Source organism: Glaciimonas sp. GG7, assembly GCF_052976905.1.
Genome location: NZ_JBRIIQ010000004.1, coordinates 26,667 through 48,355 on the forward strand (window position 1 = coordinate 26,667; position 21,689 = coordinate 48,355).

Annotated in this window: 23 protein-coding genes; 10 read left to right on the plus strand and 13 right to left on the minus strand. The window is 52.0% G+C overall.

The features are described 5' to 3' along the window. Positions 1 to 38: 38 nt before the first annotated feature. Complete coding sequence (locus ACVBEF_RS02275) at positions 39 to 341, plus strand: antibiotic biosynthesis monooxygenase family protein (RefSeq protein ID WP_447122321.1); 303 nt, start codon at positions 39 to 41, stop codon at positions 339 to 341. A gap of 163 nt (positions 342 to 504) precedes the next feature. Here ACVBEF_RS02275 and ACVBEF_RS02280 read toward each other — a convergent pair whose 3' ends face one another. Next, complete coding sequence (locus ACVBEF_RS02280; RefSeq protein ID WP_447122322.1) at positions 505 to 741, minus strand: DUF3563 family protein; 237 nt, start codon at positions 739 to 741, stop codon at positions 505 to 507. A gap of 461 nt (positions 742 to 1,202) precedes the next feature. Between ACVBEF_RS02280 and sbcB the strand changes: the two genes are divergently transcribed. After that, a complete protein-coding gene (gene sbcB / locus ACVBEF_RS02285; RefSeq protein ID WP_447122323.1) occupies positions 1,203 to 2,636 on the plus strand; it encodes an exodeoxyribonuclease I in 1,434 nt (477 codons plus the stop codon). Positions 2,637 to 2,711: 75 nt separating this feature from the next. On the opposite strand, the gene speG is transcribed toward sbcB, so the two are convergent. Together speG and ACVBEF_RS02295 are read right to left on the minus strand one after the other, a co-directional pair. Then, positions 2,712 to 3,248 (minus strand): spermidine N1-acetyltransferase, encoded by a 537-nt coding sequence (gene speG, locus ACVBEF_RS02290; protein ID WP_447122324.1) that lies wholly within the window; start codon positions 3,246 to 3,248, stop codon positions 2,712 to 2,714. A gap of 105 nt (positions 3,249 to 3,353) precedes the next feature. Further along, on the minus strand, positions 3,354 to 5,873 hold the full coding sequence (locus tag ACVBEF_RS02295) for an acyl-CoA dehydrogenase (protein ID WP_447122325.1): 2,520 nt from the start codon (positions 5,871 to 5,873) through the stop codon (positions 3,354 to 3,356). Between the two features lie 269 nt (positions 5,874 to 6,142). Between ACVBEF_RS02295 and ACVBEF_RS02300 the strand changes: the two genes are divergently transcribed. Together ACVBEF_RS02300 and ACVBEF_RS02305 are read left to right on the plus strand one after the other, a co-directional pair. Beyond that, entirely contained in the window at positions 6,143 to 6,526 is a 384-nt protein-coding gene (locus tag ACVBEF_RS02300; protein WP_447122326.1) for an MAPEG family protein, read from the plus strand. Positions 6,527 to 6,556: 30 nt separating this feature from the next. Further along, complete coding sequence (locus ACVBEF_RS02305; protein WP_447122327.1) at positions 6,557 to 6,787, plus strand: RNA-binding S4 domain-containing protein; 231 nt, start codon at positions 6,557 to 6,559, stop codon at positions 6,785 to 6,787. Between the two features lie 81 nt (positions 6,788 to 6,868). Here ACVBEF_RS02305 and ACVBEF_RS02310 read toward each other — a convergent pair whose 3' ends face one another. After that, the gene (locus ACVBEF_RS02310) at positions 6,869 to 7,141 is read right to left on the minus strand and encodes a hypothetical protein (RefSeq protein ID WP_447122328.1); all 273 of its coding nucleotides are present in this window, start codon (positions 7,139 to 7,141) and stop codon (positions 6,869 to 6,871) included. Positions 7,142 to 7,304: 163 nt separating this feature from the next. After that, a complete protein-coding gene (locus tag ACVBEF_RS02315; protein WP_447122329.1) occupies positions 7,305 to 9,638 on the minus strand; it encodes a heavy metal translocating P-type ATPase in 2,334 nt (777 codons plus the stop codon). A 123-nt stretch (positions 9,639 to 9,761) separates the two neighbouring features. Here ACVBEF_RS02315 and cadR point away from each other — a divergent pair, with 123 nt between their 5' ends. Then, positions 9,762 to 10,217 (plus strand): Cd(II)/Pb(II)-responsive transcriptional regulator, encoded by a 456-nt coding sequence (gene cadR / locus ACVBEF_RS02320; RefSeq protein WP_447122330.1) that lies wholly within the window; start codon positions 9,762 to 9,764, stop codon positions 10,215 to 10,217. A gap of 252 nt (positions 10,218 to 10,469) precedes the next feature. Here the strand turns inward: cadR and ACVBEF_RS02325 are convergent, their stop codons facing one another. The 8 genes from ACVBEF_RS02325 to ACVBEF_RS02360 all read right to left on the minus strand — a co-directional run bounded on the left by ACVBEF_RS02325 (position 10,470) and on the right by ACVBEF_RS02360 (position 15,258). Then, positions 10,470 to 10,865 carry a PIN domain-containing protein gene (locus tag ACVBEF_RS02325; protein WP_447122331.1) on the minus strand — a complete coding sequence of 132 codons (396 nt, stop codon included), beginning with the start codon at positions 10,863 to 10,865 and terminating at the stop codon, positions 10,470 to 10,472. Next, entirely contained in the window at positions 10,862 to 11,104 is a 243-nt protein-coding gene (locus tag ACVBEF_RS02330) for an AbrB/MazE/SpoVT family DNA-binding domain-containing protein (protein ID WP_447122332.1), read from the minus strand. The genes ACVBEF_RS02325 and ACVBEF_RS02330 overlap by 4 nt, the downstream gene beginning before the upstream one ends. A gap of 65 nt (positions 11,105 to 11,169) precedes the next feature. Further along, on the minus strand, positions 11,170 to 12,102 hold the full coding sequence (locus ACVBEF_RS02335; RefSeq protein WP_447122333.1) for a 2-hydroxyacid dehydrogenase: 933 nt from the start codon (positions 12,100 to 12,102) through the stop codon (positions 11,170 to 11,172). A gap of 78 nt (positions 12,103 to 12,180) precedes the next feature. Next, positions 12,181 to 13,107, minus strand: a complete 927-nt coding sequence (locus tag ACVBEF_RS02340) for a metal ABC transporter substrate-binding protein (RefSeq protein ID WP_447122334.1) — start codon at positions 13,105 to 13,107, stop codon at positions 12,181 to 12,183. A gap of 27 nt (positions 13,108 to 13,134) precedes the next feature. After that, positions 13,135 to 14,037, minus strand: a complete 903-nt coding sequence (locus ACVBEF_RS02345; protein ID WP_447122335.1) for a metal ABC transporter permease — start codon at positions 14,035 to 14,037, stop codon at positions 13,135 to 13,137. Beyond that, the gene (locus ACVBEF_RS02350; RefSeq protein ID WP_447122336.1) at positions 14,034 to 14,777 is read right to left on the minus strand and encodes a metal ABC transporter ATP-binding protein; all 744 of its coding nucleotides are present in this window, start codon (positions 14,775 to 14,777) and stop codon (positions 14,034 to 14,036) included. Before ACVBEF_RS02350 ends, ACVBEF_RS02345 begins: the two co-directional genes overlap by 4 nt. Next, positions 14,774 to 14,926 (minus strand): hypothetical protein, encoded by a 153-nt coding sequence (locus tag ACVBEF_RS02355; protein ID WP_447122337.1) that lies wholly within the window; start codon positions 14,924 to 14,926, stop codon positions 14,774 to 14,776. Before ACVBEF_RS02355 ends, ACVBEF_RS02350 begins: the two co-directional genes overlap by 4 nt. 146 nt (positions 14,927 to 15,072) lie before the next feature. Further along, the gene (locus ACVBEF_RS02360; RefSeq protein ID WP_447122338.1) at positions 15,073 to 15,258 is read right to left on the minus strand and encodes a hypothetical protein; all 186 of its coding nucleotides are present in this window, start codon (positions 15,256 to 15,258) and stop codon (positions 15,073 to 15,075) included. A 376-nt stretch (positions 15,259 to 15,634) separates the two neighbouring features. Here ACVBEF_RS02360 and adh point away from each other — a divergent pair, with 376 nt between their 5' ends. From adh to ACVBEF_RS02385, 5 genes are all read left to right on the plus strand, one after another. Then, positions 15,635 to 17,155, plus strand: a complete 1,521-nt coding sequence (adh, locus tag ACVBEF_RS02365; protein WP_447122339.1) for an aldehyde dehydrogenase — start codon at positions 15,635 to 15,637, stop codon at positions 17,153 to 17,155. Between the two features lie 65 nt (positions 17,156 to 17,220). Next, a complete protein-coding gene (locus tag ACVBEF_RS02370; protein ID WP_447122340.1) occupies positions 17,221 to 17,619 on the plus strand; it encodes a DUF779 domain-containing protein in 399 nt (132 codons plus the stop codon). 185 nt (positions 17,620 to 17,804) lie between these two features. Beyond that, the gene (locus ACVBEF_RS02375) at positions 17,805 to 18,317 is read left to right on the plus strand and encodes a DUF2127 domain-containing protein (protein WP_447122341.1); all 513 of its coding nucleotides are present in this window, start codon (positions 17,805 to 17,807) and stop codon (positions 18,315 to 18,317) included. Between the two features lie 64 nt (positions 18,318 to 18,381). Beyond that, positions 18,382 to 20,487 (plus strand): 3-hydroxyacyl-CoA dehydrogenase NAD-binding domain-containing protein, encoded by a 2,106-nt coding sequence (locus ACVBEF_RS02380; protein WP_447122342.1) that lies wholly within the window; start codon positions 18,382 to 18,384, stop codon positions 20,485 to 20,487. 114 nt (positions 20,488 to 20,601) lie between these two features. Beyond that, positions 20,602 to 20,853 carry a GlsB/YeaQ/YmgE family stress response membrane protein gene (locus tag ACVBEF_RS02385; protein WP_447122343.1) on the plus strand — a complete coding sequence of 84 codons (252 nt, stop codon included), beginning with the start codon at positions 20,602 to 20,604 and terminating at the stop codon, positions 20,851 to 20,853. Positions 20,854 to 21,689 lie beyond the last annotated feature (836 nt).

The window sequence follows — 21,689 nt, forward strand, 5'->3', positions numbered from 1 at the left end:
AATCGCATGCTTACCCACCTTCAACAAACGGAACCAATATGATCCTCGAACTCGCCGACATCCGTATTCAGCCCGGCACGCAAGCCGAATTTGAAGTAGCGATTCAACGCGGCATTACAGAAGCAATCAGTACAGCTAAAGGCTTTTCTGGTTTTAAGTTACAAAAAGGGATTGATTCACCGGAGCGGTATTTGCTGATGATTTACTGGCAGACACTGGAAAACCATACCGTCGATTTTCGTGAGTCCGCAGCTTTTGCCGATTGGCGTGGAATAGTGGGGCCGTTTTTTGCCGCCGCGCCAACAGTCGAGCATTTCTCGCTGTTGGCAAAGTCAAACTAAGGTCTGACTGAAATACATCGCACATTGATGGCGATGGCAATCTGCAAAAGCGTGCCCTGATGGAATGCATCCAATGTGATGCATGGGTACGCGCTGTTGATCGACTTTTTAAAACTTGTTGCGATTACTTTTTCTTACTATCAGACAATCTGACAGGGCTAAATCAGAAACCCTTCATCCATGCTGCTGTCTGGACTGTTTCGCGATCGAGTTGGCGAATGCGGTATTCCAGATCGTACAAATCAGCGGCTTCAGCCAGATATGCTTCTTTACGTGCCGCTTCCGATGCTTCGTATGCATTCCCGATGCGTTTGAAGAAGGATGAAACAGTGCTGAATAAACCAGCAGATTGTGCATTAGGGGCAGTACGGACAGTGCTGTTAAGAGTCATTGTAGACATGATATTTTCCTATTAAATGAATACCGCATTCGAACAATTATTGCGGCGCACCATCACAATAGCGTTTCCACGAAATACTACCAATTTCGAGTTTTCATAGCAGTTATCAGTTTGATGAATTCCGAGGGCTAATTCCACCATTCTGGCCTTTTTAGGCACAGTGCTCAATGACAACAAAAATCGGATATGGGCTTCAGGACTAATGCAATTGTCCCTGAGATACTGATTTCGCCCATTCAACCTCGTCATCGTTCTGTACTGAAAACGCTTGCCGGTTTTATCCGGCCCGACATAGCCGGGCAGCAAGAAGTTTCAGCCGCCGTTCCAATGTCGGGGTAGCCTTGTGTGGATAGATTTGAGAAGCGAGATCACTCATCGTCAGTGTTAAAGTAGCGCAAATAAAATATTTGATTGTCCGTTCTCCAGACACAGCCCCTCAACCCTCCATACCCACGCTATCGATGTCCAATCACACCTTTCTCTGGCACGACTACGAAACTTTTGGCGCGCAGCCGCGCCGTGACCGCCCTGCCCAATTTGCGGCTATCCGCACCGACGCTGAACTCAACGAAATCGGCGCGCCTATCATGCTGTATTGCCAACCTGCGCCCGATTTTTTGCCTGATCCGCAGTCTTGTCTGATTACACACATTACGCCGCAGCAATGCCTGGAGCGTGGCGTGCCGGAATATCAGTTTGCCGCCGCCATTGAACGCGCCTTTTCTGAGGACGGCACCATCGGCGTGGGTTACAACACGATTCGTTTTGATGACGAAATCACGCGCTTCATGTTTTGGCGCAATCTGATCGATCCGTATGCACGTGAATGGCAAAACGGTTGCGGCCGCTGGGATATTCTCGATGTGGTGCGGACCGCCTACGCGCTGCGTCCTGAAGGTATCGAATGGCCGATCAATGATGAGGGCCGCCCGAGTTTTCGGCTGGAACATTTGACAGCAGCCAACGGCATCAGTCACACGGCGGCGCATGATGCGCTCTCCGACGTGCGCGCCACGATTGCCTTGGCGCGTCTGATCCGCCAGCGGCAACCTAAATTGTTCGACTTTTGCCTGGCATTGCACAAAAAAGACCGCGTGGCCGTGGAAATTGACTTGCCGATCAAAAAGCCATTTCTACACATCTCCGGCATGTTTCCTGCCGAGCAAGGCTGTATCGCGCTGATGTGGCCGCTGGGTGTGCATCCGACCAATAAAAACGAAATACTGGCCTGGAATCTGGCCTTTGATCCCAGCGAGCTATTCGATCTCAGCCCGGAGATCGTGCGCACGCGGTTGTTTAGCAAAACCGCCGATCTGCCGGAGGGGATGACGCGCTTGCCGTTGAAATCGATCCATATGAATAAATCGCCGATGGTCATTAATAATCTAAAAACCTTATCGCCAGAGATGGCGGCTAAGTGGGGCATGGACCGAGCATTGGCACTGAAACACGCTGACATTGCGGCGCAAGCACCGGATTTGACCGTGCTGTGGCGACAAGTATTCCAACGCCCAGCGGAAGGCCCGACCGATGTCGATGAGGATTTGTACGGCGGCTTTGTCGGTAATAACGACCGTCGCACACTCAATGATTTGCGAGCGATGTCGCCGCAACAGTTGGTCAACGCCGATGCTCATTTCGACGATCCGCGTTTAGCAGAATTACTATTTCGCTATCGCGCCCGGAATTTTCCGCAAACGCTGTCTGAGCAAGAAAGTCAGCGCTGGGAAGAGCATCGTGCAGCGCGTCTGTTTGACGGTAAAGGCGGCGCGCGCAATGTGGATGATTTTTTCGCAGCCATCGATGCATTGTCAGAAAACGCCGATGAGCGTGGCGAGGAAATTTTAGGGGAGTTGTACGAATACGTAGAAATGATCGCACCGCCACGCGATTAAGCACAATTGTTCTTTCAGCTTGCGAACGTAAAAACAGCGGCAGATGCCGCTGTTTTTACGTTCAGGATAGAGGGATCAGCGTAGACGGCTGGCCAGATATTCCTTTTGAAACATGCACATACGGATGGCATCACGATATTCACCATTGACGAAAAATTCGCTGCGTAATTCGCTCTCGAGCTCGAACCCGCATTTTTTGTAGACATGGATCGCTTTGTGATTTTCTTTATCGACGTAGAGATAAAGCTTGTACATATTGAGCACACAAAACGCGTATTCAATGGCCAGCCGGGTAGCGCGTTCGGCATAGCCTTTGCCCTGCGCACCGGGGGCGACGATGATCATAAATTCTACGCGGCGGTGGATGTAGTTGATTTCAACTAACTCGACCAAGCCCACCATTTCACCGGCATCGCTCTCTAAAATAAAGCGTCGCTCGCCCAAATCGTGAACGTGTTGATCGTAGAGTTGTACCAGTTCGACATAGGCTTCATACGGCTCTTCAAACCAGTAGCGCATGATGTGGCTGTTGTTGTCGAGTTTATGGACGAAATGTAAATCATCGCGTTCCAATGGGCGCAATTTAACGCCCGGCTGTGTCAGTGTAGTCATAGTGATTCTTCTATTTAATATCCTTAGGATGGGTTGCTGTTGTGCTACGTGAAGTACTTCTTATTACCTCAATAACGCCAAATGTAATTTGGTTGCTACCCGGCATTACTGATGATATTGCTTGAGTTGATCCATTTGGTGCTTTTTTTGTAGTGCCGCCTGTCGATTTAAATCCTGCGGAAAATCATCAACCTGCACGCTTATATCGCCAAAGTGGGCGAAGTCGCTCAAAAGATGATTTTCTTCGATGGAAATCAATTCAGCCGCCGTTGCTACCGCGATCCACTGCTGCATATCGATCAAACTTTGCGGTATTGGCGCTAATTTTCCTTCTTTAATGATCGGTTTGAGCCGCGCCTCAATCGCATTCACCTGCGGAATTAACTTAAACGCCATTTCACCGTAGACGGTCGGCGCTTGCGTCTCTGCCGGTAGATAGATATCGGCAATCAGGCGATCCCGACTCGCCCCGTCAGTCTGCATGGCGCGCGCCAGCGTACTATCGAGCGCGTCCGAGGGTGGATGAAAAGAACGCCCGAACGGAAATGCCAGCAACCGTAAAATCCAGGCCACAGGCCGATTGGGATAGTTCGCCAACACTGCCAGATAAGCCTCCTGCGCCTGATGCAACGCGTCTTGCACGGCCCAATGGACATACGGCAAATCCTCCTGCTTGCGCCCATCATCGTCATAGCGCTTAAACACGCTTGAGATCAGATACAACTGCGACAGCACATCGCCTAGCCGTGCCGATATCCGCTCGCGGAATTTGAGCGAGCCGCCCAGCACCAACATCGACGCATCGCTGAGCAATGCAAACGCCGCTGACAAGCGATTCACAGCGCGGTAGAAATGGCGCAACTCAACCGGAGCCGCCTTCGGTGCCGCCAGCAGCATTCCTGCCGAAATACCGCCCAAAAAAGTACGGGCAAGATTAGCGTAGACAAAACTGACATGACCAAACAACGCCTGATCGAAATCGTGCAAACTCTTGGCTGCATCTTCTTCCGCCGCGGCAGTCATCTCTTTGAGAACATACGGATGACAGCGGATCGCACCTTGGCCGAAAATAATCAGGCAGCGCGTGAGTATATTAGCCCCCTCGACCGTGATCGCAATCGGTACTTGCTGATAGGTCCGTGCGAGAAAATTATTCGGCCCCATGCAAATTCCTTTGCCGCCGAGGATATCCATGCCAGCGTTGACAATCACGCGTCCGCGCTCGGTGACGTGATATTTAGAGATGGCGGAGACGACCGATGGCTTCTCGCCGCTATCGACCGCCATTGCCGACAATCTGCGCGTCGCATCGATCAGATACAGATTGCCGCCCATACGCGCGAGCATTTCGTGGATGCCCTCAAATTGCCCGATCGGAATCTTGAATTGATGGCGCATGGCGGCGTAAGCGCTGGTCCCACGCACGGCCATCTTGGAAAAGCCAACCGTTGAAGATGGCAGCGAAATTGCACGGCCAGCAGCCAGACATTCCATCAACATGCGCCAGCCCTTGCCAATCTGCGCCTGGCCGCCGATGACCCAATCGAGCGGAATAAACACATCTTTGCCAGAAGTCGGTCCATTCTGAAAAACAGCATCTAGCGGCCAATGACGCCGACCGGTGACCACGCCCGGGTGGTTGACGGGAATTAACGCGCAGGTGATCCCAAGATCGCCTTCACCCTGCACATCGAACGTGCCTTCGGAAGACAGCAAACCCTCCGGATCATGCACCCGAAACGCCAGCCCTAGTACGGTCGCAATCGGCCCCAGCGTGATGTAGCGCTTATCCCAGGTAAGGCGAATACCTAACATTTCCTGACCCTGATACACGTCTCGGCACACCAGCCCGATATCCGGAATCGCCGCCGCATCGGAACCCGCATACGGGCTGGTCAACGCAAAACAAGGAATATCCTGACCTGCTGCCAGACGCGGCAAGTAATGATTTTTTTGGGCGTCAGTACCGTACTCCAGCAACAACTCGGCAGGCCCCAATGAATTGGGCACCATCACCGAAATCGCCGCCGCCGAGCAGTGAGACGACAGCTTCATGATGACTTGCGAATGCATATACGCCGAAAACCCTTTGCCGCCATAGCGGGTCGGAATAATCATGCCGAGAAAACCCTTTTCCTTGATGAACTGCCATGCATCAGGCGGCAAATCTTGCCAGACTTCGGTGGTTTCCCAATCGGTCATCAACCCGCATAATTGCTCGACTTCATTATCAAAAAAAGCCTGCTCCTCGACGCTTAAGGCAGGTGCGGTTAACGTCAGTAATTTATTCCAGTCAGGCTTGCCTGAAAACAATTCGGCATCCCACCAGATGGTTCCTGCTTCGATAGCATCGCGCTCGGTGCGTGACATGCGCGGGAGAATACGTTTAAAAGTGGCGAGCATCGGTCCGCTCAACCAACGCATCCGTAAGGGTTTGATCGCCACAATCAATGTCGGGGGAATAAGCAGCAAAGTCAGCAAAATGGTCGCTAACGCGCCTATTGCTGCAAATTGAAACCCCGCCGCAATCCAAAGCACCATCGCGATCAGCCATATCCAGACGTTCACGCGCAAAGTCATCAGTGCGAGCTTGCCGACGATCAACGCTGCGATCCAATAAAACATATTTTCTCCTGGTAAGTGTCCCGAGAACGCCGAGAATCCATTGTGCGCCCTTGTACAAGAGCCGAATGTCATCAGTATTGGTCACTTGCTAACAGGCAAAGGTTCAACAAAAATAAACTATGTTTCGAATGCATCTGGCTCAGGCAGCTATCAGCCATACTTTTTAAGGTCCAAATGCTGTAACCTCCCGCAACCAGACGGTCATTATCATTAGACCGATATTGGCGACAACTTTCTACTTAACACGCTTATTTTTTATTGGAGCATGCATGACCATCGCATACTGGTGTGTACTCATTGCAGGATTAATGGCCCCCTTTACGGTGGCCGTCGCCAAATGGGGACGGCGCGACTATGACAATAGCGAGCCGCGCGCCTGGCTCGATAAGCAATCCGGATTACGGCGGCGTGCGGATTATGCGCATCGCAATCACTTTGAGGCGTTTCCTTTTTTTGCCGCTGGCATCATCATCGCGCAGCAGGTCCATGCGACGCAAAATACCTTGAATACGCTGGCCCTGGTGTTCATCGCGGCGCGGCTGATCTATACAGTGTGTTATCTGACGGACAAATCATCGCTGCGCTCGCTCGCATGGATCATCGGCTATCTGGCCGTGATTGCGCTGTTTGTGCTGGCAGCCATTACGCCTTAGTTGCGTAATTAACTTTTATCGGAATCCACCATGCAACAACTTGAATTTACTATCGACGGCGAATACGTCGAACTCAACCAGCTACTCAAACTCACCGGCGTCTGTGACAGCGGTGGCGCAGGCAAAGCCATCGTTGCCAGCGGCGCGGTGAAAGTCGATGGAAAAGTAGAACTACGCAAAACCTGCAAAATCCGCGCCGATCAGGTTGTGACCTTGGGTGATGTGAGAATCTGTGTTTTGGTTCCGGGTACAGCAGATTGAGCAGATTCAGCAGCCTGAATTAGCGCTGTACGCATGAAAAAAAACCGGCACTCTGTGCCGGTTTAAACATACATAAAGGAACTACCAGATTTCTTTCCATTCGCTGCAAGTCGCATTCCGGCCATTAAACTTTGCCTCAGCAGCAGCTTTGCTAGTTGCCATAACTTTGTACATTCCAACTACTCCAGGACTCACGTCGGCGTAGCATAGATATGGCTGTTCCTGTGATTGTAAATTCCATAGCACCCCTTTTGCCGCTTCCATCACCGGGTTCATTGCTTGTGCCGGACCCGCGCAAACTCCACCAAGCAAAGCGAATACCAGAGTAGCTTGTTTCAGTACGTTGAGTTTCATTTTTAAGTTCTCTCTATCGATAACGCTCAAAATTAAGCGCGATCGGATATTAATGAAAATAAATATTTTTCCATAGAAAGCTTTCTTAAAAATGCTGTAATTTCGAGTCGAAAGGTCGAATTTTACAAGTTCAGCTTTCAGTCGTGCAGTGCACGCAAGGCGCTCAACGCACTGCCCGCAACAACCGCAAGCCATTAAACACCACCAATAAACTCGCCCCCATATCGGCAAAAACAGCCATCCACAAGGTAGCCTCGCCCGTCAACGCCAGCACTAAAAATATTGCTTTAATGCCCAGTGCCAGCGTGATGTTTTGCATCAGCACAGTGTGCGTTTTTTTGCTGAGCCGGATAAAGTCGGCAATCTTGCCCAAGTCGTCATCCATCAACGCCACGTCCGCCGTTTCCAACGCGGTGTCGGTCCCCGCTGCACCCATAGCGAAACCGATATTCGCCTGCGCCAAAGCCGGTGCGTCGTTAATACCGTCGCCCACCATCCCGACATAACCGTAACGCGCAATTAATGCATTGATGGCAGTTAATTTGTCGTCCGGCAGCAAGTTGCCGCGCACTTCCGTAATCCCGACTTTATCGGCGATCGCCTGCGCCGTGTGTGGATTATCGCCGCTCAGAATCACCGTTGCGATACCCAACGCCTGCAATTGCGCAATGGCAGCCACGCTTGATCCACGCACCGTATCGGCCACCGCCATGATCAATAGCGGCGCAGTTGCCGAGCAGAGCACTATCGTGGTTTTTCCCTGCACTTCCAACGCTTCCAGAAGCGCTTCCAACATCGGGCTACAGATGCCCATATCGTGGACCATGCGATGATTGCCCAGATAAAAAAGCTGACCATCGATACGGCCCTGCACGCCAAGACCGGTCAAGGCCTCAAATGCGCTGACCTCAAACAAAGCCGCGGCGTTGTCCGTCGATTGTTTAGCTTCCCAATCCGCGGTCACCGCTGTCGATACAGGATGATCCGAGCGATGCGCAAGACTGGCGGCTTTACGCTGAAAATCGCGCAAATCACCGTCTGTTTGTACCAATTGCCTATCCGTGAGCACCGGTTTGCCTAGTGTCAACGTCCCGGTTTTATCCAGTGCCAATGCCCGGATCTTGCGCCCCATTTCAAGATACACACCGCCCTTGATCAGCAAGCCATGCTTAGCAGCGGCGGCAAGTCCGCTCACCACCGTCACCGGCGTCGAGATCACCAACGCGCACGGGCAAGCAATCACCAGTAATACCAAGGCCTTATACAGCCACGGATAAAATGCCTCCCCCAATACCAACGGCGGCAACACCCCAACCAACAGCGCCATCAGAACCACCGCCGGAATGTAATAGCGGGCGAATTCGTCGACGAAACGTTGCGTCGGCGCACGTTGACCCTGCGCTTGCTGCACACTTTTAATGATCCGCGATAAGGTCGAATTGGCTTGCAGCGCCGTGACCTTATAGTCAAACGCACTGCGTTCATTGATGGTCCCTGCAAAAACCTGATCCCCGGGCTGCTTAGCGACCGGCATGCTCTCGCCTGTAATCGGGGCCTGATTGATCGTGGTATGGCCGCTGGTGACGATGCCGTCGAGTGGCACGCGCTCACCCGGCTTCACCCGCACCAGCACCGCCAGCGCCACTTGCGCCGCCGGGATCTCGCGCCATCCGCCTGTGGCATCTTGCACTGTCGCCGTATCCGGGGCCATTGCCATCAAACCCCTGATTGCATTGCGCGCCCGATCGAGCGACAAGGCCTCAATCATTTCGGCCAGCGCGAAGAGAAAAATCACCACCGCTGCTTCCGGCCATTGACCAATAATCGCCGCGCCGATCACCGCCAGCGACATCAAAAAATTCATATTCAGCGAAAAATTACGCAGCGCAATCCAGCCTTTTTTAAGCGTATCGCGCCCGCCCGTCACAATTGCCAACAATGCCAAAACGATCACCAGCGCCGAGGTTTCATTGCCACTGGTCCACGCAACCACTTCCGAACTGATGGCAGCTATACCGGACACACCGATCAACAGCCATTTTTTGCGGGGGATTTTGTAAGCGTCGTCGCCGAGTTCAGCATCCGAGCCGACCACACCGGTGAGTGTGTCGGACTTCAAGGCCGGATCAAGGTCTAGCGCCTTGAGGGAGGCCAGCATGGTTGCCACCGAGTCCAGACGATGCTGCACAGTCAATTCACGCTGGATCAGATTGAACTGCATGCCGACAATGCCGGGCATGTTTTTGAAGCGGTCGCGGATTAACTTCTCTTCCGTCGGGCAATCCATTTTTTGAATCAGAAATACCGCTTCGGCGTCACCGTCGGCACGGGGTACAGGCAAAAATGGCGCGCTGGACATGGCGACCGGGTCGGCGATATTTGCATGGCTGTGATCGTGAGAATGCCCGTGGTCGTGCGTATGGGCGTGTTCCGGCGCATCCACGGTTGCATGATCGTGCTTGTGGCCATTCTTATGATCGTGCTGACAACTTCCCATTCGATTCTCCCTCATTGAACATTGACATACTTTGCATCTTGCACATTTAAAACCCTGTAGCTACTATAGAGTCAAGCAGAAGCTTTAAAAATCGTTGCAATGCATCCCATTTCAGGAAGAACCATGACCACGACCACACTCAAAATCGGCGAACTATCCAGCCATGCTGGTTGCCCCATCGAAACCATCCGTTATTACGAACGGGAAGGTTTGTTGCCGGTCGCCGCACGATCACAAGGCAATTACCGACTCTACGGCCCAACGCATGTCGAGCGCCTGCAATTTATCCGTCATTGCCGCTCGCTCGATATGACTCTCGATGAGGTGCGCAGTTTGTTGCAGTTTCGGGATATGCCAGAAGAAAATTGTGAACAAATCAATAGCTTGCTCGATCACCACATCGACCACGTTGCCAATCGCATTAATGAATTAAAGGCGCTGCAATTGCAACTCAAACAACTACGCAAGCAATGTCACAGCGTGCAGGCGGCTAAGGATTGTGGGATTTTGCAGGGACTTGCGAGTATGGAAGATGACGCGCCAGCTAATCTGGGGAGTCATGGGGGTGGGTGTCATTGAGTTGCGTCGGTGCAGCCAATGCAGCCTCGTTCTATCAAATCATTTTGGATAAGTCGTCAAAATGATCGATCAGTTTATGCACCTGCGTGCTGGGATTGAACTGGGTATCGTGTGTGGAAAAATAAGCTGAGAAGGGGTGACGTATTTGAGATGTTTTTGAATCAGATTAGCAACAATTTGAGGATGCAAACTGCTGTCTAACTCATCAACCGCCAATTTAACTGAAGATTTTCTGCAGTTCATTCCTTATATTTAAACTACCAGACGCATACCAGCGGTCTTCGCGGCATTCTTATCAAACGTAAAAACACATTCACAACCAGCCTTATTCGCTGATAGTGCAATGAGGCAATCTGAAAAATCAGCCTTTGACGCAAGAAACATATCTAATGCCTTAAACGCAATATCAGTATTTTCAATGATCAATTCACTGGTACGAAGCAACGTTTGAAGAATAGCTACGACTTCAGGTTTGGTCGAGCCATAACAGCCTTGCATCACCCACACCAACTCAACTAACGCAATCAGAGGAATAAATCCCGGATCATCATTCGTCAGTGAGTTGATGAGAGATGTCGCATGCGGCGATTGCTTTGCATCGTCTTGGGCGAGATAACGCACTAACACGTTGGTATCAAGGCCTATCATCGTGCTTTGGCTCCCTGTGCAGCAATGACATCGTTCATGTTTTCAACCGAAACAGGCTTAGACGGAGCGCGCAACATGCCTTTCAAGGAGCTGATAGGGCTGGTTGCCGGAATAATGACATATTTACCTTTTTCAACCTCTACAAACTCAATCCGGCTTCCTGCAGCAAGTCCAAGCGCGACACGCACCACCACAGGAATGGTTATTTGGCCCTTCGAAGTTAGGGTAGCTGTTGACATAATACGCCTTTCATTAAAAATGTAACCTTACTTTATGGTAAGGAATATCGTTTGTCAAGGACGCACTAAACCGGCGTCAACACCGCCACCCCAGAAAAGTGCCGCCCCGCATTCTCCAAAAACAATCGCACAGTCGCATCCACTGACTCCGGCGACCAACCCGCAACATGCGGTGTCAAAACCACATTGGGCAAATGCATCAACTGTTGCGGCGGTGCAGGCTCGCTCTCATACACATCCAGACCAGCGGCCGCAATGCGATGTTGACGCAAAGCTTGCGCCAACGCATCGGTATCGACCACGCTACCGCGCGCAATATTAACCAATACGCCAGTTGGCCCGAGCGCATCCAGTACGGCGCGATTGATCAGATGCCGCGTCGCCGGGCCGCCCGGGGTGGCGATCACCAGAAAATCAGCCCACCGGGCCAGATCTAATAAGGAGGGAAAATAGGTGAAGGCACAATTGCTACGCTCGGAGCGGCTGTGATAGGCGATTTCCATATCGAAGCCCAGCGCGCGTTTGGCAATTTGCAAACCGATGGTGCCGAGGCCGACGATTCCAAGCCGCTTGAGAGAGACGCTCGCCGGCAGCGGCAATGCGGTGCGCCAGATGCCCTGATGCAGCGCTACGCCTAATTGTGGGATGCCACGCACTGCCGCCAGCAGCAAGCCCATTGCGTGATCGGCCACACAGGCGTCGTTGGTGCCTGCGCCATTGCAGACGACGATGCCGCGTCTATGGGCGGCGGCTACATCAATGTTTTCATAGCCTGCACCCAGTGCGCAAATCAGGCTCAACTTTGGCATGACGCCCATTTCTGCCGCCGTCAAACCTACACTGCCGATGGTCAAGACTGCATTGATGTGTGCACCGTTGGTGGTGATTGCTTGCGTGCGCTGGGCCGTGGTTGGTGCATAAAGAACGTCAAAAACCTGTCGTATCTGTTCCAAATGTGGTTCGGAAAAATGCGACAGGATGAGCAGAATGGATTTCATGGCGGGTAGTCTGGCGTGGTTGACGAGAGCGGCTATGTTACCGGTCTATCGTCTTATCTGCCGGGCATGCGTTGGCGCTTAATTTTGCTTGAGTCGATCCATGATTTGCGCCACATTAAACCGCATCATGCGCAGATACGTCGGCGCGTCACCATCAGCCTGCGATAACGCATCGGCATATAACTTACCGCCCGGCTTCACACCAACTTCATCGCTGATTTGTTGCAGCAGTTTTGGATTGCTCATGTTTTCAAAAAAGATCGCTTTGCTGTTCTCTTTACGGATTTGCCGGATCAGCATTGCCACGTCTTTCGCACTCGGCTCGCTTTCGGTTGTCATCCCTTGCGGTGCCAGAAACCGTACCTTGAAATGCGCGCCAAAATAGCCGAACGCATCGTGCGAGGTAATGACAGTACGCCGCGCTTCGGGTATCTGCGCGAACTGCGCTTCTGCCCAACTATCGAGGGCGATCAATGATTGCGTGTATGCCTCGCCATTTTTTTGATAGAGCGCCGCTCCGGCAGGATCAGCACGACTTAGCGCCGCGACAATATTGCGGGTATACACCATCACATTGGTCGGGTCTTGCCATGCGTGCGGATCGGGATGCGGCGTGGCACTGTTGTGCTCATGGTCGCCGTGATCGTGGCCATGCGCACCCTCCTCGCGCTCCCGGGCCGCAATACCATTGCTGGCCACCACCAACGCCCCTTTGTAATTGGCAGCATCGGCAAGCCGTGTCATCCAGCCCTCAAAGCCCAGTCCATTGATGACGACGACTTTCGCTTGCGCTAACGTGCGGACATCTTTTGGTGTCGGCGCAAAGATATGCGCATCCTGATCAGGGCCGACTAAGGTTGAAACGGTCACCCGATCGCCGCCAATATTGCTGACAATATCGCTGAGAATGCTGAAACTAGCGACAACCGGCATTTTGTCAGCCGCCGTAGCAATGCCACTAACAAGCATCAAACCGATCAAAAAAATATGTTTATAACGGATCATTCGAACTCCCTATGGATGTCAAACGTATCAACCTAGCTTATGCGGCCGCTTCATTAATTTCGGCAACCAGCCGCGCGGCGCAATCATTAACGAGATCAAATACAGTCCGCCGGCGCAGACAATGATGGTCGGGCCCGACGGCGTGGAGGTGTAATACGACAATAACAAACCGATATACCCGGCAGCGGCAGCTTGCAATGCGCTATTAAGTAATTGGGCGGGCAAAGTGTCATGCCACAGCCGGGCCGAGACCGCTGGCAGCATCATCAAACCCACTGCCATGAGCGTGCCCAGCGTCTGAAATGACGCCACCAAATTGAGCACCACCAACATCAAAAACAGTTGCTGAAACAATGCGCCACGCGCCCCTTTAGCACCGCATGCTGCCAGAAATGAGGCGTCAAAACTCTCCAGCACCAGCCCGCGATACATCATCGCCCCGACCATCAGACTGACCGTTGTGACCCCTGCGACCAAAAACAAACCTTCGCGATCCACGCCCAACACGTTGCCAAACAAAATGTGCAACAAATCCAGCTTGGAGCCATTCACCGATATCAACATCACGCCCAATGCCAGCGCCACTAAATAGACTGAAGCCAGACTCGCGTCTTCCTTTAAATCCGTATGCCGACTAATGAGCGCGGCAATCGCCACGACAATCACGCCAGCCAAAAAGCCGCCGATACTGAGCGCCGGCAGCGATAAGCCGAATAACATAAACCCAACCGCTACGCCCGGTAACACTGCGTGACTGAGCGCATCGCCAAACAAACTCATCCTGCGCAAAGTGAGCAATACCCCCAGCGGCGCACTGCTCAGCGCCAGCGCCAGAATCCCGATCAAGGCGCGCCGCATAAAGGCGAACTCCTGAAACGGTGCTAATGCAAATTGATAAAAAGTGGTGAACCAGTGGGCGAATAAACTCATACCACCATCCCCGGCTGGCAGATCGGCGCGTTCGGGTCCTGCGCTTCTGGCATGTTCTTAGCCAACCGCAAATGTTCTTCGGTGATCACGGTCGCCGTATCGCCCCACGCCACCAAGCGCCGTGCCAACATCACCGCTTGCGGAAAATAACGACGCACTTGTTCGTTGTCATGCAACACCGCAATCACGGTGCGCTGCTGCGCGTGCCACGACTGCACAATTGCCAATAAATCCTCGGTCGTTTTGGCGTCCACTGCATTAAACGGCTCGTCGAGCAAAATCAATTCAGCGTCCTGCAACAGAATCCGGGCAAACAGCACACGCTGAAACTGCCCGGCAGACAAACTGCCTATGGCGCGATCGGCGAACCCTTCCAGACCCACCGCATGTAAAGCAGCGTCCGCCTTTTCCGCCATAGCTTTGGTAATCCCGCCGAATAATCCGGCCCGTTGCCAATATCCCAGCAACACGCAATCCATCACCGAAATCGGGAAACCGCGATCAATCTCCGCCTGTTGCGGCAAATACGCAATCCGCTTACGTGGCACGCTGATGTCAACCTGACCGCTATCAATGCGCACCAAACCCAGCAAGCTCTTGAGCAGCGTACTTTTACCCGCACCATTGGGACCGATGATTGCCGTCAGTGAACCGCACGCAAAGCTGCCGCTGATGTGATGCAGAGCCGGATGCTGACGATAGGCAACCGTCAGATTGTGTACTGTCACAGCGGCCGTCATCCTGTCGCTCCCAGCGCCCACCAGACGCCAAGCCAGAATAAAAGGCACACAGGCAATACCAGCATCAGGCGAAATAATGCCGAGCGCGCCAGCATGCTGGGACGAGTTTTTTGATTACTAGCGGTAATGGAGGGCGAATTGTGAGGCATTTTTTTACATTTACAAGGCGGGAATTGAAGCCAGGGGCGTCTATCAGTAGCTGATAAAGATCGACCGAAACATCAACGAATTGCAACTAAGTTGCAGCTTGCAGAATTATAGTGCAACTAAGTTGCATTTGGGAGTTATTTACCATTCACTTCTCGCGGATAACATTAAGTAAGGCCATATTTTCATCCGAGAGCACGCGCGACATAGCACTCACTGAAGGGAACCCCACATTTGGCTCTTCAGGGTCACCCTCACGCGTACCGGCGGCAATCGCCAGAGAACGTATCCGCTGCTCAGCGACTGAGGCAACACCAAATTTCATTTTCTTCATGACAACAGTTCCTTGAAAACGCGGTCAACAATCCCTTGTCCACTCAAGACAGCGTCAACCAATGACTAAAAGACTTGCCCTACATCACCCCTGACCTCCACTCTCAGCGCAAATACGGAACACTTTTCCAACTAAGGTGTTCCAAAAATCAACAATCGCTTGTATTGCGACAGCAAACCAGCAGCACTCTCGCCACCACCTCATTTTAGTCAGACCCAATCCCCACGGGGCGCTAAGCAATTTCTGGCACGTCAATCCAGTCGAATGAATGCCACAAACGCGCATTGGCACGCGCCTTGCAATTACCTGAGCGTGCCTGTTGCACCCGGCTCACAGCCAACTTGATAATTAACTAAAACCCCCTTCGGAGGACGACATGAATCTGGTAGATATCAGTAAACTAGGCATTAAAAACCCCTTCAAACAACGTTACGATAATTTTATCGGCGGCAAATTTGTACCACCGACCAAGGGCGAGTATTTTGAAAATATCAGCCCGGTCCTGGGTAAAGCTTTCTGCGAAGTAGCCCGTTCCAGTGCGGAAGACGTTGATCTCGCGCTAGACGCGGCACACGCTGCCAAACGCGCCTGGGGCCGTACTTCACCGACCGAACGTGCCAATATCCTGCTTAAAATCGCCGACCGGATGGAAGCCAATCTTGACCTGTTGGCGCTGGCCGAGACCATCGATAACGGCAAACCATTGCGCGAAACCACACTGGCCGATATTCCTCTGGCGATCGATCATTTCCGTTATTTCGCCGGTTGCATCCGCGCGCAAGAAGGTAGTGTTTCGACAATTGATGCCGAGACTTATGCCTATCACTTCCACGAGCCTTTGGGCGTCGTCGGTCAGATCATTCCGTGGAATTTCCCGATTCTGATGGCGGTCTGGAAAATGGCACCAGCGTTGGCTGCCGGTAACTGTATCGTGCTCAAACCTGCCGAACAAACGCCTGCATCGATCATGGTCTGGGTAGAGCTGATCGCTGATTTGTTGCCACCGGGCGTGCTCAATATCGTGCAAGGTTTTGGTTTAGAAGCAGGCAAACCGCTGGCATCAAGCAAGCGTATCGCCAAGATCGCCTTCACCGGCGAAACCACGACTGGCCGTCTGATCATGCAATACGCATCGCAGAACATCATTCCGGTCACGCTGGAACTGGGCGGCAAATCACCGAACATCTTCTTTGCCGATGTCATGGATCAAGACGATGCATTCTTTGACAAATGCCTGGAAGGCTTTGCCATGTTTGCGCTCAATCAAGGCGAAGTCTGCACCTGCCCGTCACGCGCATTGATTCAAGAATCGATTTATGACGCCTTTATGGAACGAGCATTAAAACGCGTGAAAGCCATTAAACAAGGCAACCCGCTGGAAATGAGCACCATGATCGGCGCGCAAGCATCGCTGGAGCAACTGGAAAAAATCCTGTCGTACATCGACATCGGCAAACAGGAAGGCGCAAAACTGCTCACCGGCGGCACGCGCACACAACACGAAGGCGATCTTGGCACCGGTTATTACATGGAACCAACCGTGTTTTCCGGCCATAACAAAATGCGTATTTTCCAGGAAGAAATCTTTGGCCCGGTATTGTCGGTGACGACGTTCAAGGATGAAGAAGAAGCGCTGGAAATTGCCAACGATACCTTGTACGGTTTGGGCGCAGGCGTGTGGACGCGCGACGGTGCACGTGCTTTCCGCATGGGCCGTGGAATTCAGGCTGGCCGGGTCTGGACCAACTGTTACCACCTCTACCCGGCGCATGCTGCTTTCGGCGGGTACAAGCAATCCGGTATCGGTCGCGAAAATCACAAAATGATGCTTGATCATTATCAGCAAACCAAAAACTTGCTGGTCAGCTATAGCCCGAACGCGATGGGTTTTTTCTAAGTCATTTTTGTTATACGCGGCTCCTGTAACCGGAGCCGCGTTTTTTCTTTCACTGAAGGCCAACAATGTCCACGATTCCCGCCCGCGTTACCGCCACGGAAGCCACACTGGAATTGCTCCAGACGCTGCGCAAAAAGCATGGTGCGCTGATGTTCTTTCAATCCGGCGGCTGCTGCGATGGCAGTGCACCGATGTGCTACGCCCGCGATGATTTTCAGGTGGGCGATGCCGACATCTATCTAGGCGATCTCGACGGCGAACCGTTTTATATCGGTGCCGAGCAGTTCGAATACTGGAAACACACACAATTAATCATCGACGTCGTCAACGGTAACGGCGGCATGTTTTCTCTCGATAATGGCTCCGGTCGTCGCTTTCTGACACGCTCACGCTTGTTTAGCGACGATGAGTACGATCAGTTGGCGAAGCTGCCGTTGCAGTGCGGCAAACAGACGGCTACTTAAGCCACTGCATTACTTTCTGTCTAAAACCCATGCTCTTAAAGATGGCCGACATACCGTTAAGCTTTGCTGTATTCGGTACGCATGCATCATCACGCCTCTTGAACTGACCTCTTTCAACCTCCTGCACAGCAACGAAGACCAGTAGAATTGCTATTCTCAATTCACGCACGGTCTGCAGGCCCTAGATGCCATCCGCAAAAAACGCTAACGCAAGCCCGTCTTTACCGCATGCAAAGTCACACCGAACCTTGCAAGCGATTGCCGCCTTTGAAGGTATCAAGGGGGTCGCCGGGCTGGCCGCCACGCTTGGCCTGCTCAGTCTGCTGCATCACGATATCCGTTATCTGGCCACAGAGTTGATCGGTCATTTCGGCATGGACCCGGCTGCGTACTACCCCTCCATTTTTCTGCACTACGCGGATGTTCTGGGTGATCAAAATCGTCGCACGATTATGTTGATCGGCATCTGCTATGTCTCACTACGTTGCGTCGAAAGCTTCGGCCTTTGGCGTAACCGACCGTGGGCAACCTGGCTGGGCGCGGTCTCCGGCGGGATCTATATCCCCATCGAAATTCACCATCTGCTGTTTCATCCATCCTTTGTGAATGGTGCGGTACTGACTGGTAATGTGTTCGTTGTTGCGTATCTGGTGTTGCAAATCTGGCGCAAGCGCATGACCGTAACATTCTCGGTCTGAGCTTAACGGTGTCTGAACGGACAATGAAAGCGCCATACATTCCCTCCCCCTTTAAAGGAAAATCATGACCGCCAACTATCAACGCTATGGCAGCGTCGCCCTCATCACAATCAATAATCCTCCGGTTAATGGCATGGGATTGGTGACGCGCACCGCGATGGTGGCGGCCATTCACACCGCACTGGACGATCACGCTGTCAGCGCGATTGTCATCACTGGGGCTGGGAATGCGTTTTCCGGCGGAGCCGATATCAAGGAATTCAACTCGCCAAAAGCACTTGCCGAACCATCGCTACATACCCTCATTGACATTGTTGAAAGCGCCAGAAAACCAGTGATCGCGGCCATCCATAGCGTGTGTATAGGTGGTGGTCTGGAGTTGGCGCTAGCTTGCCATTACCGCATCTCCACACCAACAGCGCAGATTGGATTACCCGAAGTCAAACTCGGCTTATTACCCGGCGCAGGCGGTACTCAACGCTTACCGCGCGTGGTCGGTCTGGCGTTAGCCGTTGAGATGATTGTCTCCGGCAATCTGGTGGTGGCCGAAAAATTATCGAAAACCGCACTGTTTGATGCTGTGATTGATACATCAAATAACGGTGCGCCCGATGACTGGATCTCGCAAGTCCTGGCTTTTGCCAACAAAATAGCCGCGCTGCGGCCATTGCCAAAAGTACGCAATTCCACAATTGACTATCCTGATGCCGAGGCGTTTTTGCAAGCCGCCCGCGCCAGAGTCAGCGCCACGGCGCAACAATTTCCTGCACCCTTAACATGTATCGATGCGATAGCCGCCGCCATCACCAAACCGTTTGACGATGGCTTGCAATACGAGCGGTCATTGTTTATGAAGCTGTTACAAACGACCGCATCCAAGGCGCTACGCCACGCATTTTTCGGCGAGCGCGCTGCTGGCAAAATTGCGGACGTTCCTGCCGATACACCACGCCGTCGCATTCATACCGCAGCCATCATTGGCGCCGGGACGATGGGCGGTGGTATTGCGATGACATTTGCCAACGCTGGCATTCCTGTGACGCTGTTGGAAACCAATGCTGTGGCATTGGAAAAAGGTCTTGCCGCGATTCGTAAAAATTACGACAGCACGCTCAAAAAGGGCAAGCTCACGCAAAAAAAATATGACCTGCGCATCTCCTTGATCAGTGGCACCCTAAACACTGCCCAGATCAGTGGGGCAGACATCGTGATCGAGGCCGCATTTGAAGATATAGCAGTCAAACAGGCGGTCTTTACAATGCTCGATGCAGTCATGAAACCGGGCGCTATTTTGGCCTCAAATACATCCACGCTCGACCTCAACGCCATCGCAGCAGTCACACAACGACCGCAAGACGTGATCGGCATGCATTTCTTCAGTCCCGCCAATGTCATGAAATTGCTCGAAATCGTGCGCGGTGAAAAAACCGCTAAAGACGTATTGGCAACTGTAATGGCGCTGGCCAAAACACTACGCAAAACCGGTGTCGTCGCAGGTGTTTGCGACGGGTTTATCGGCAATCGGATGATCGAGCAAACTATTCGTCAGGCGGGGTTTTTATTAGATGAAGGATGCCTGCCGGAGCAAGTCGATCGTGCTATGGAACAATTTGGCTATGCGATGGGGCCTTTCCGTATGAGTGATTTGGCTGGCAATGATATCGGCTGGGCAATACGCAAGCGCCGGGCCATAGACACACCTGAGACAACGTACTCCAAAACCGCCGACCTGCTATGCGAGATGGGCCGCTTCGGTCAAAAAACCGAAGCCGGATGGTACGACTATAAAGTCGGAGATCGTAGCGCCTGTCCATCGCATACCGTCAACCAAATGATTGTGCAATCTTCTGCCGATAGCGGCGTTGTGCGACGCCAGATCAGCGACACCGAAATCGTCGAACGATTGGTGTACGCGCTGGTCAACGAGGCCGCCTTCATCCTCGAAGAAGGTATCGCGCAACGGGCCTCCGATATCGATATGGTGTATCTGACTGGATACGGCTTCCCGTTATTTCGCGGCGGACCGCTGTTTTATGCCGACACGGTGGGCTTACCCAAGGTGATTATTGCCATTGAAAAATATGCGCAAGGCATACATGGAGAAGCATGGAAAATCGCGCCTTTTCTGATCAAGCTGGCGACACATCATAAGACTTTTAATGCGATGTAATCCCCTCAAAACTATCCGAAAGCGGACCGCTGTGATCTTGGTCAGTTTTCTTTATGGTAAATGTGATAATTTTAGAATTTACCCACAACGCCTCTGGCGCTGAAAGGACATACCATGCAACATGGAATTCTTGCCTGGCTCGTTATCGGAGCCATTGCTGGCTGGCTTGCTGGCGTATTGGTGAAAGGCGGCGGCTTTGGCATCGTGGTCGATATCATCGTCGGTATTGTTGGCGCATTTATCGGCGGTTGGCTGGCCGGACTTCTCGGTATCGGTGTTGGTAACGGCATACTCGTGTCTATCGTCACAGCGACCTTAGGTGCAGTAGTACTGCTGTTTATCTTACGCTTGATCAAGCGAGGATAAAACTGCTGCTCTAGCATTTTTTATATAAACGACTCAAATGCGCCATGCGTTTGGGTCGTTTTTATTTTTTTGTCGTAATTTTTGCGATGCTTGAATCTGGAAACGGCAGTTGACGGCTTCAAGACATCTATAAGTGCTTGAATAAATTAACTATTTCTACAATAAATACTGTCACCTGTTGGGTGAGCACGATGGCACATTTTTCCGGCTCTCTGGCGTCGTTTGCAGTCTGCCGCGTCGTCCCGCCTGGCCAGAAAATCGGAAAAACGCATACTCGTGTCGGTCCAACTGCCGTTTCCTGGTTGAACAAAAGAAAACAACTCCGATTCTGGCAGTTTTGGACAAACATGGTCGCCATGTCTGGCGTAAAAAAATCCTGATCCCGTACTTTTCCATATCGTCGTAACTCATTGAAATTGTCGAAGCACATCTCTGTGTACTCAGGTAATTCTGTTAGCACCATATTCCTGGTGCCGCATGGAAAGCCATCCAAAACCGCCATCCATGCTGTCCGAAATTGACAAAGTTTTGTCGTAAACACTATAGGCGACAGTCCTATGATCAAGACATCGCAACGCACATATTTCTTGTCACAGGTTAATGGATAGTGCTGACCGGTGATGTAAGAGAGGCGATATTTATTCTTCAGAAAATGTCGTAAACCTTGCTGGGAATCTGCTGTAAAGCATGTCGGTGATCTGTGTTTTATCGGACTCTGGTATGAGTCTGCCGACTAACTTTGTAGCTTTAATTTCATCTTTATTTTTAGCGAAATCTTGTCTGTTAATAGGGGCGTATATAGACGAGACCATCAGGAAATTGACGCCCTACACTCT

Excerpts from the sequence above, each read along its gene's own strand:
- sbcB (WP_447122323.1), top strand. The coding sequence starts at position 1,203 with ATGTCCAATCACACCTTTCTCTGGCACGACTACGAAACTTTTGGCGCG.
- ACVBEF_RS02350 (WP_447122336.1), bottom strand. The coding sequence starts at position 14,777 with ATGACGGCCGCTGTGACAGTACACAATCTGACGGTTGCCTATCGTCAG.
- ACVBEF_RS02300 (WP_447122326.1), top strand. The coding sequence starts at position 6,143 with ATGACCATCGCATACTGGTGTGTACTCATTGCAGGATTAATGGCCCCC.
- ACVBEF_RS02360 (WP_447122338.1), bottom strand. The coding sequence starts at position 15,258 with ATGAAGAAAATGAAATTTGGTGTTGCCTCAGTCGCTGAGCAGCGGATA.
- ACVBEF_RS02280 (WP_447122322.1), bottom strand. The coding sequence starts at position 741 with ATGTCTACAATGACTCTTAACAGCACTGTCCGTACTGCCCCTAATGCA.
- cadR (WP_447122330.1), top strand. The coding sequence starts at position 9,762 with ATGACCACGACCACACTCAAAATCGGCGAACTATCCAGCCATGCTGGT.
- ACVBEF_RS02335 (WP_447122333.1), bottom strand. The coding sequence starts at position 12,102 with ATGAAATCCATTCTGCTCATCCTGTCGCATTTTTCCGAACCACATTTG.
- ACVBEF_RS02380 (WP_447122342.1), top strand. The coding sequence starts at position 18,382 with ATGACCGCCAACTATCAACGCTATGGCAGCGTCGCCCTCATCACAATC.
- ACVBEF_RS02275 (WP_447122321.1), top strand. The coding sequence starts at position 39 with ATGATCCTCGAACTCGCCGACATCCGTATTCAGCCCGGCACGCAAGCC.
- ACVBEF_RS02330 (WP_447122332.1), bottom strand. The coding sequence starts at position 11,104 with ATGTCAACAGCTACCCTAACTTCGAAGGGCCAAATAACCATTCCTGTG.
- ACVBEF_RS02370 (WP_447122340.1), top strand. The coding sequence starts at position 17,221 with ATGTCCACGATTCCCGCCCGCGTTACCGCCACGGAAGCCACACTGGAA.
- speG (WP_447122324.1), bottom strand. The coding sequence starts at position 3,248 with ATGACTACACTGACACAGCCGGGCGTTAAATTGCGCCCATTGGAACGC.
- ACVBEF_RS02385 (WP_447122343.1), top strand. The coding sequence starts at position 20,602 with ATGCAACATGGAATTCTTGCCTGGCTCGTTATCGGAGCCATTGCTGGC.
- ACVBEF_RS02315 (WP_447122329.1), bottom strand. The coding sequence starts at position 9,638 with ATGGGAAGTTGTCAGCACGATCATAAGAATGGCCACAAGCACGATCAT.
- ACVBEF_RS02345 (WP_447122335.1), bottom strand. The coding sequence starts at position 14,037 with ATGAGTTTATTCGCCCACTGGTTCACCACTTTTTATCAATTTGCATTA.
- ACVBEF_RS02340 (WP_447122334.1), bottom strand. The coding sequence starts at position 13,107 with ATGATCCGTTATAAACATATTTTTTTGATCGGTTTGATGCTTGTTAGT.
- ACVBEF_RS02295 (WP_447122325.1), bottom strand. The coding sequence starts at position 5,873 with ATGTTTTATTGGATCGCAGCGTTGATCGTCGGCAAGCTCGCACTGATG.
- ACVBEF_RS02310 (WP_447122328.1), bottom strand. The coding sequence starts at position 7,141 with ATGAAACTCAACGTACTGAAACAAGCTACTCTGGTATTCGCTTTGCTT.
- ACVBEF_RS02355 (WP_447122337.1), bottom strand. The coding sequence starts at position 14,926 with ATGCCTCACAATTCGCCCTCCATTACCGCTAGTAATCAAAAAACTCGT.
- ACVBEF_RS02375 (WP_447122341.1), top strand. The coding sequence starts at position 17,805 with ATGCCATCCGCAAAAAACGCTAACGCAAGCCCGTCTTTACCGCATGCA.
- ACVBEF_RS02325 (WP_447122331.1), bottom strand. The coding sequence starts at position 10,865 with ATGATAGGCCTTGATACCAACGTGTTAGTGCGTTATCTCGCCCAAGAC.
- adh (WP_447122339.1), top strand. The coding sequence starts at position 15,635 with ATGAATCTGGTAGATATCAGTAAACTAGGCATTAAAAACCCCTTCAAA.
- ACVBEF_RS02305 (WP_447122327.1), top strand. The coding sequence starts at position 6,557 with ATGCAACAACTTGAATTTACTATCGACGGCGAATACGTCGAACTCAAC.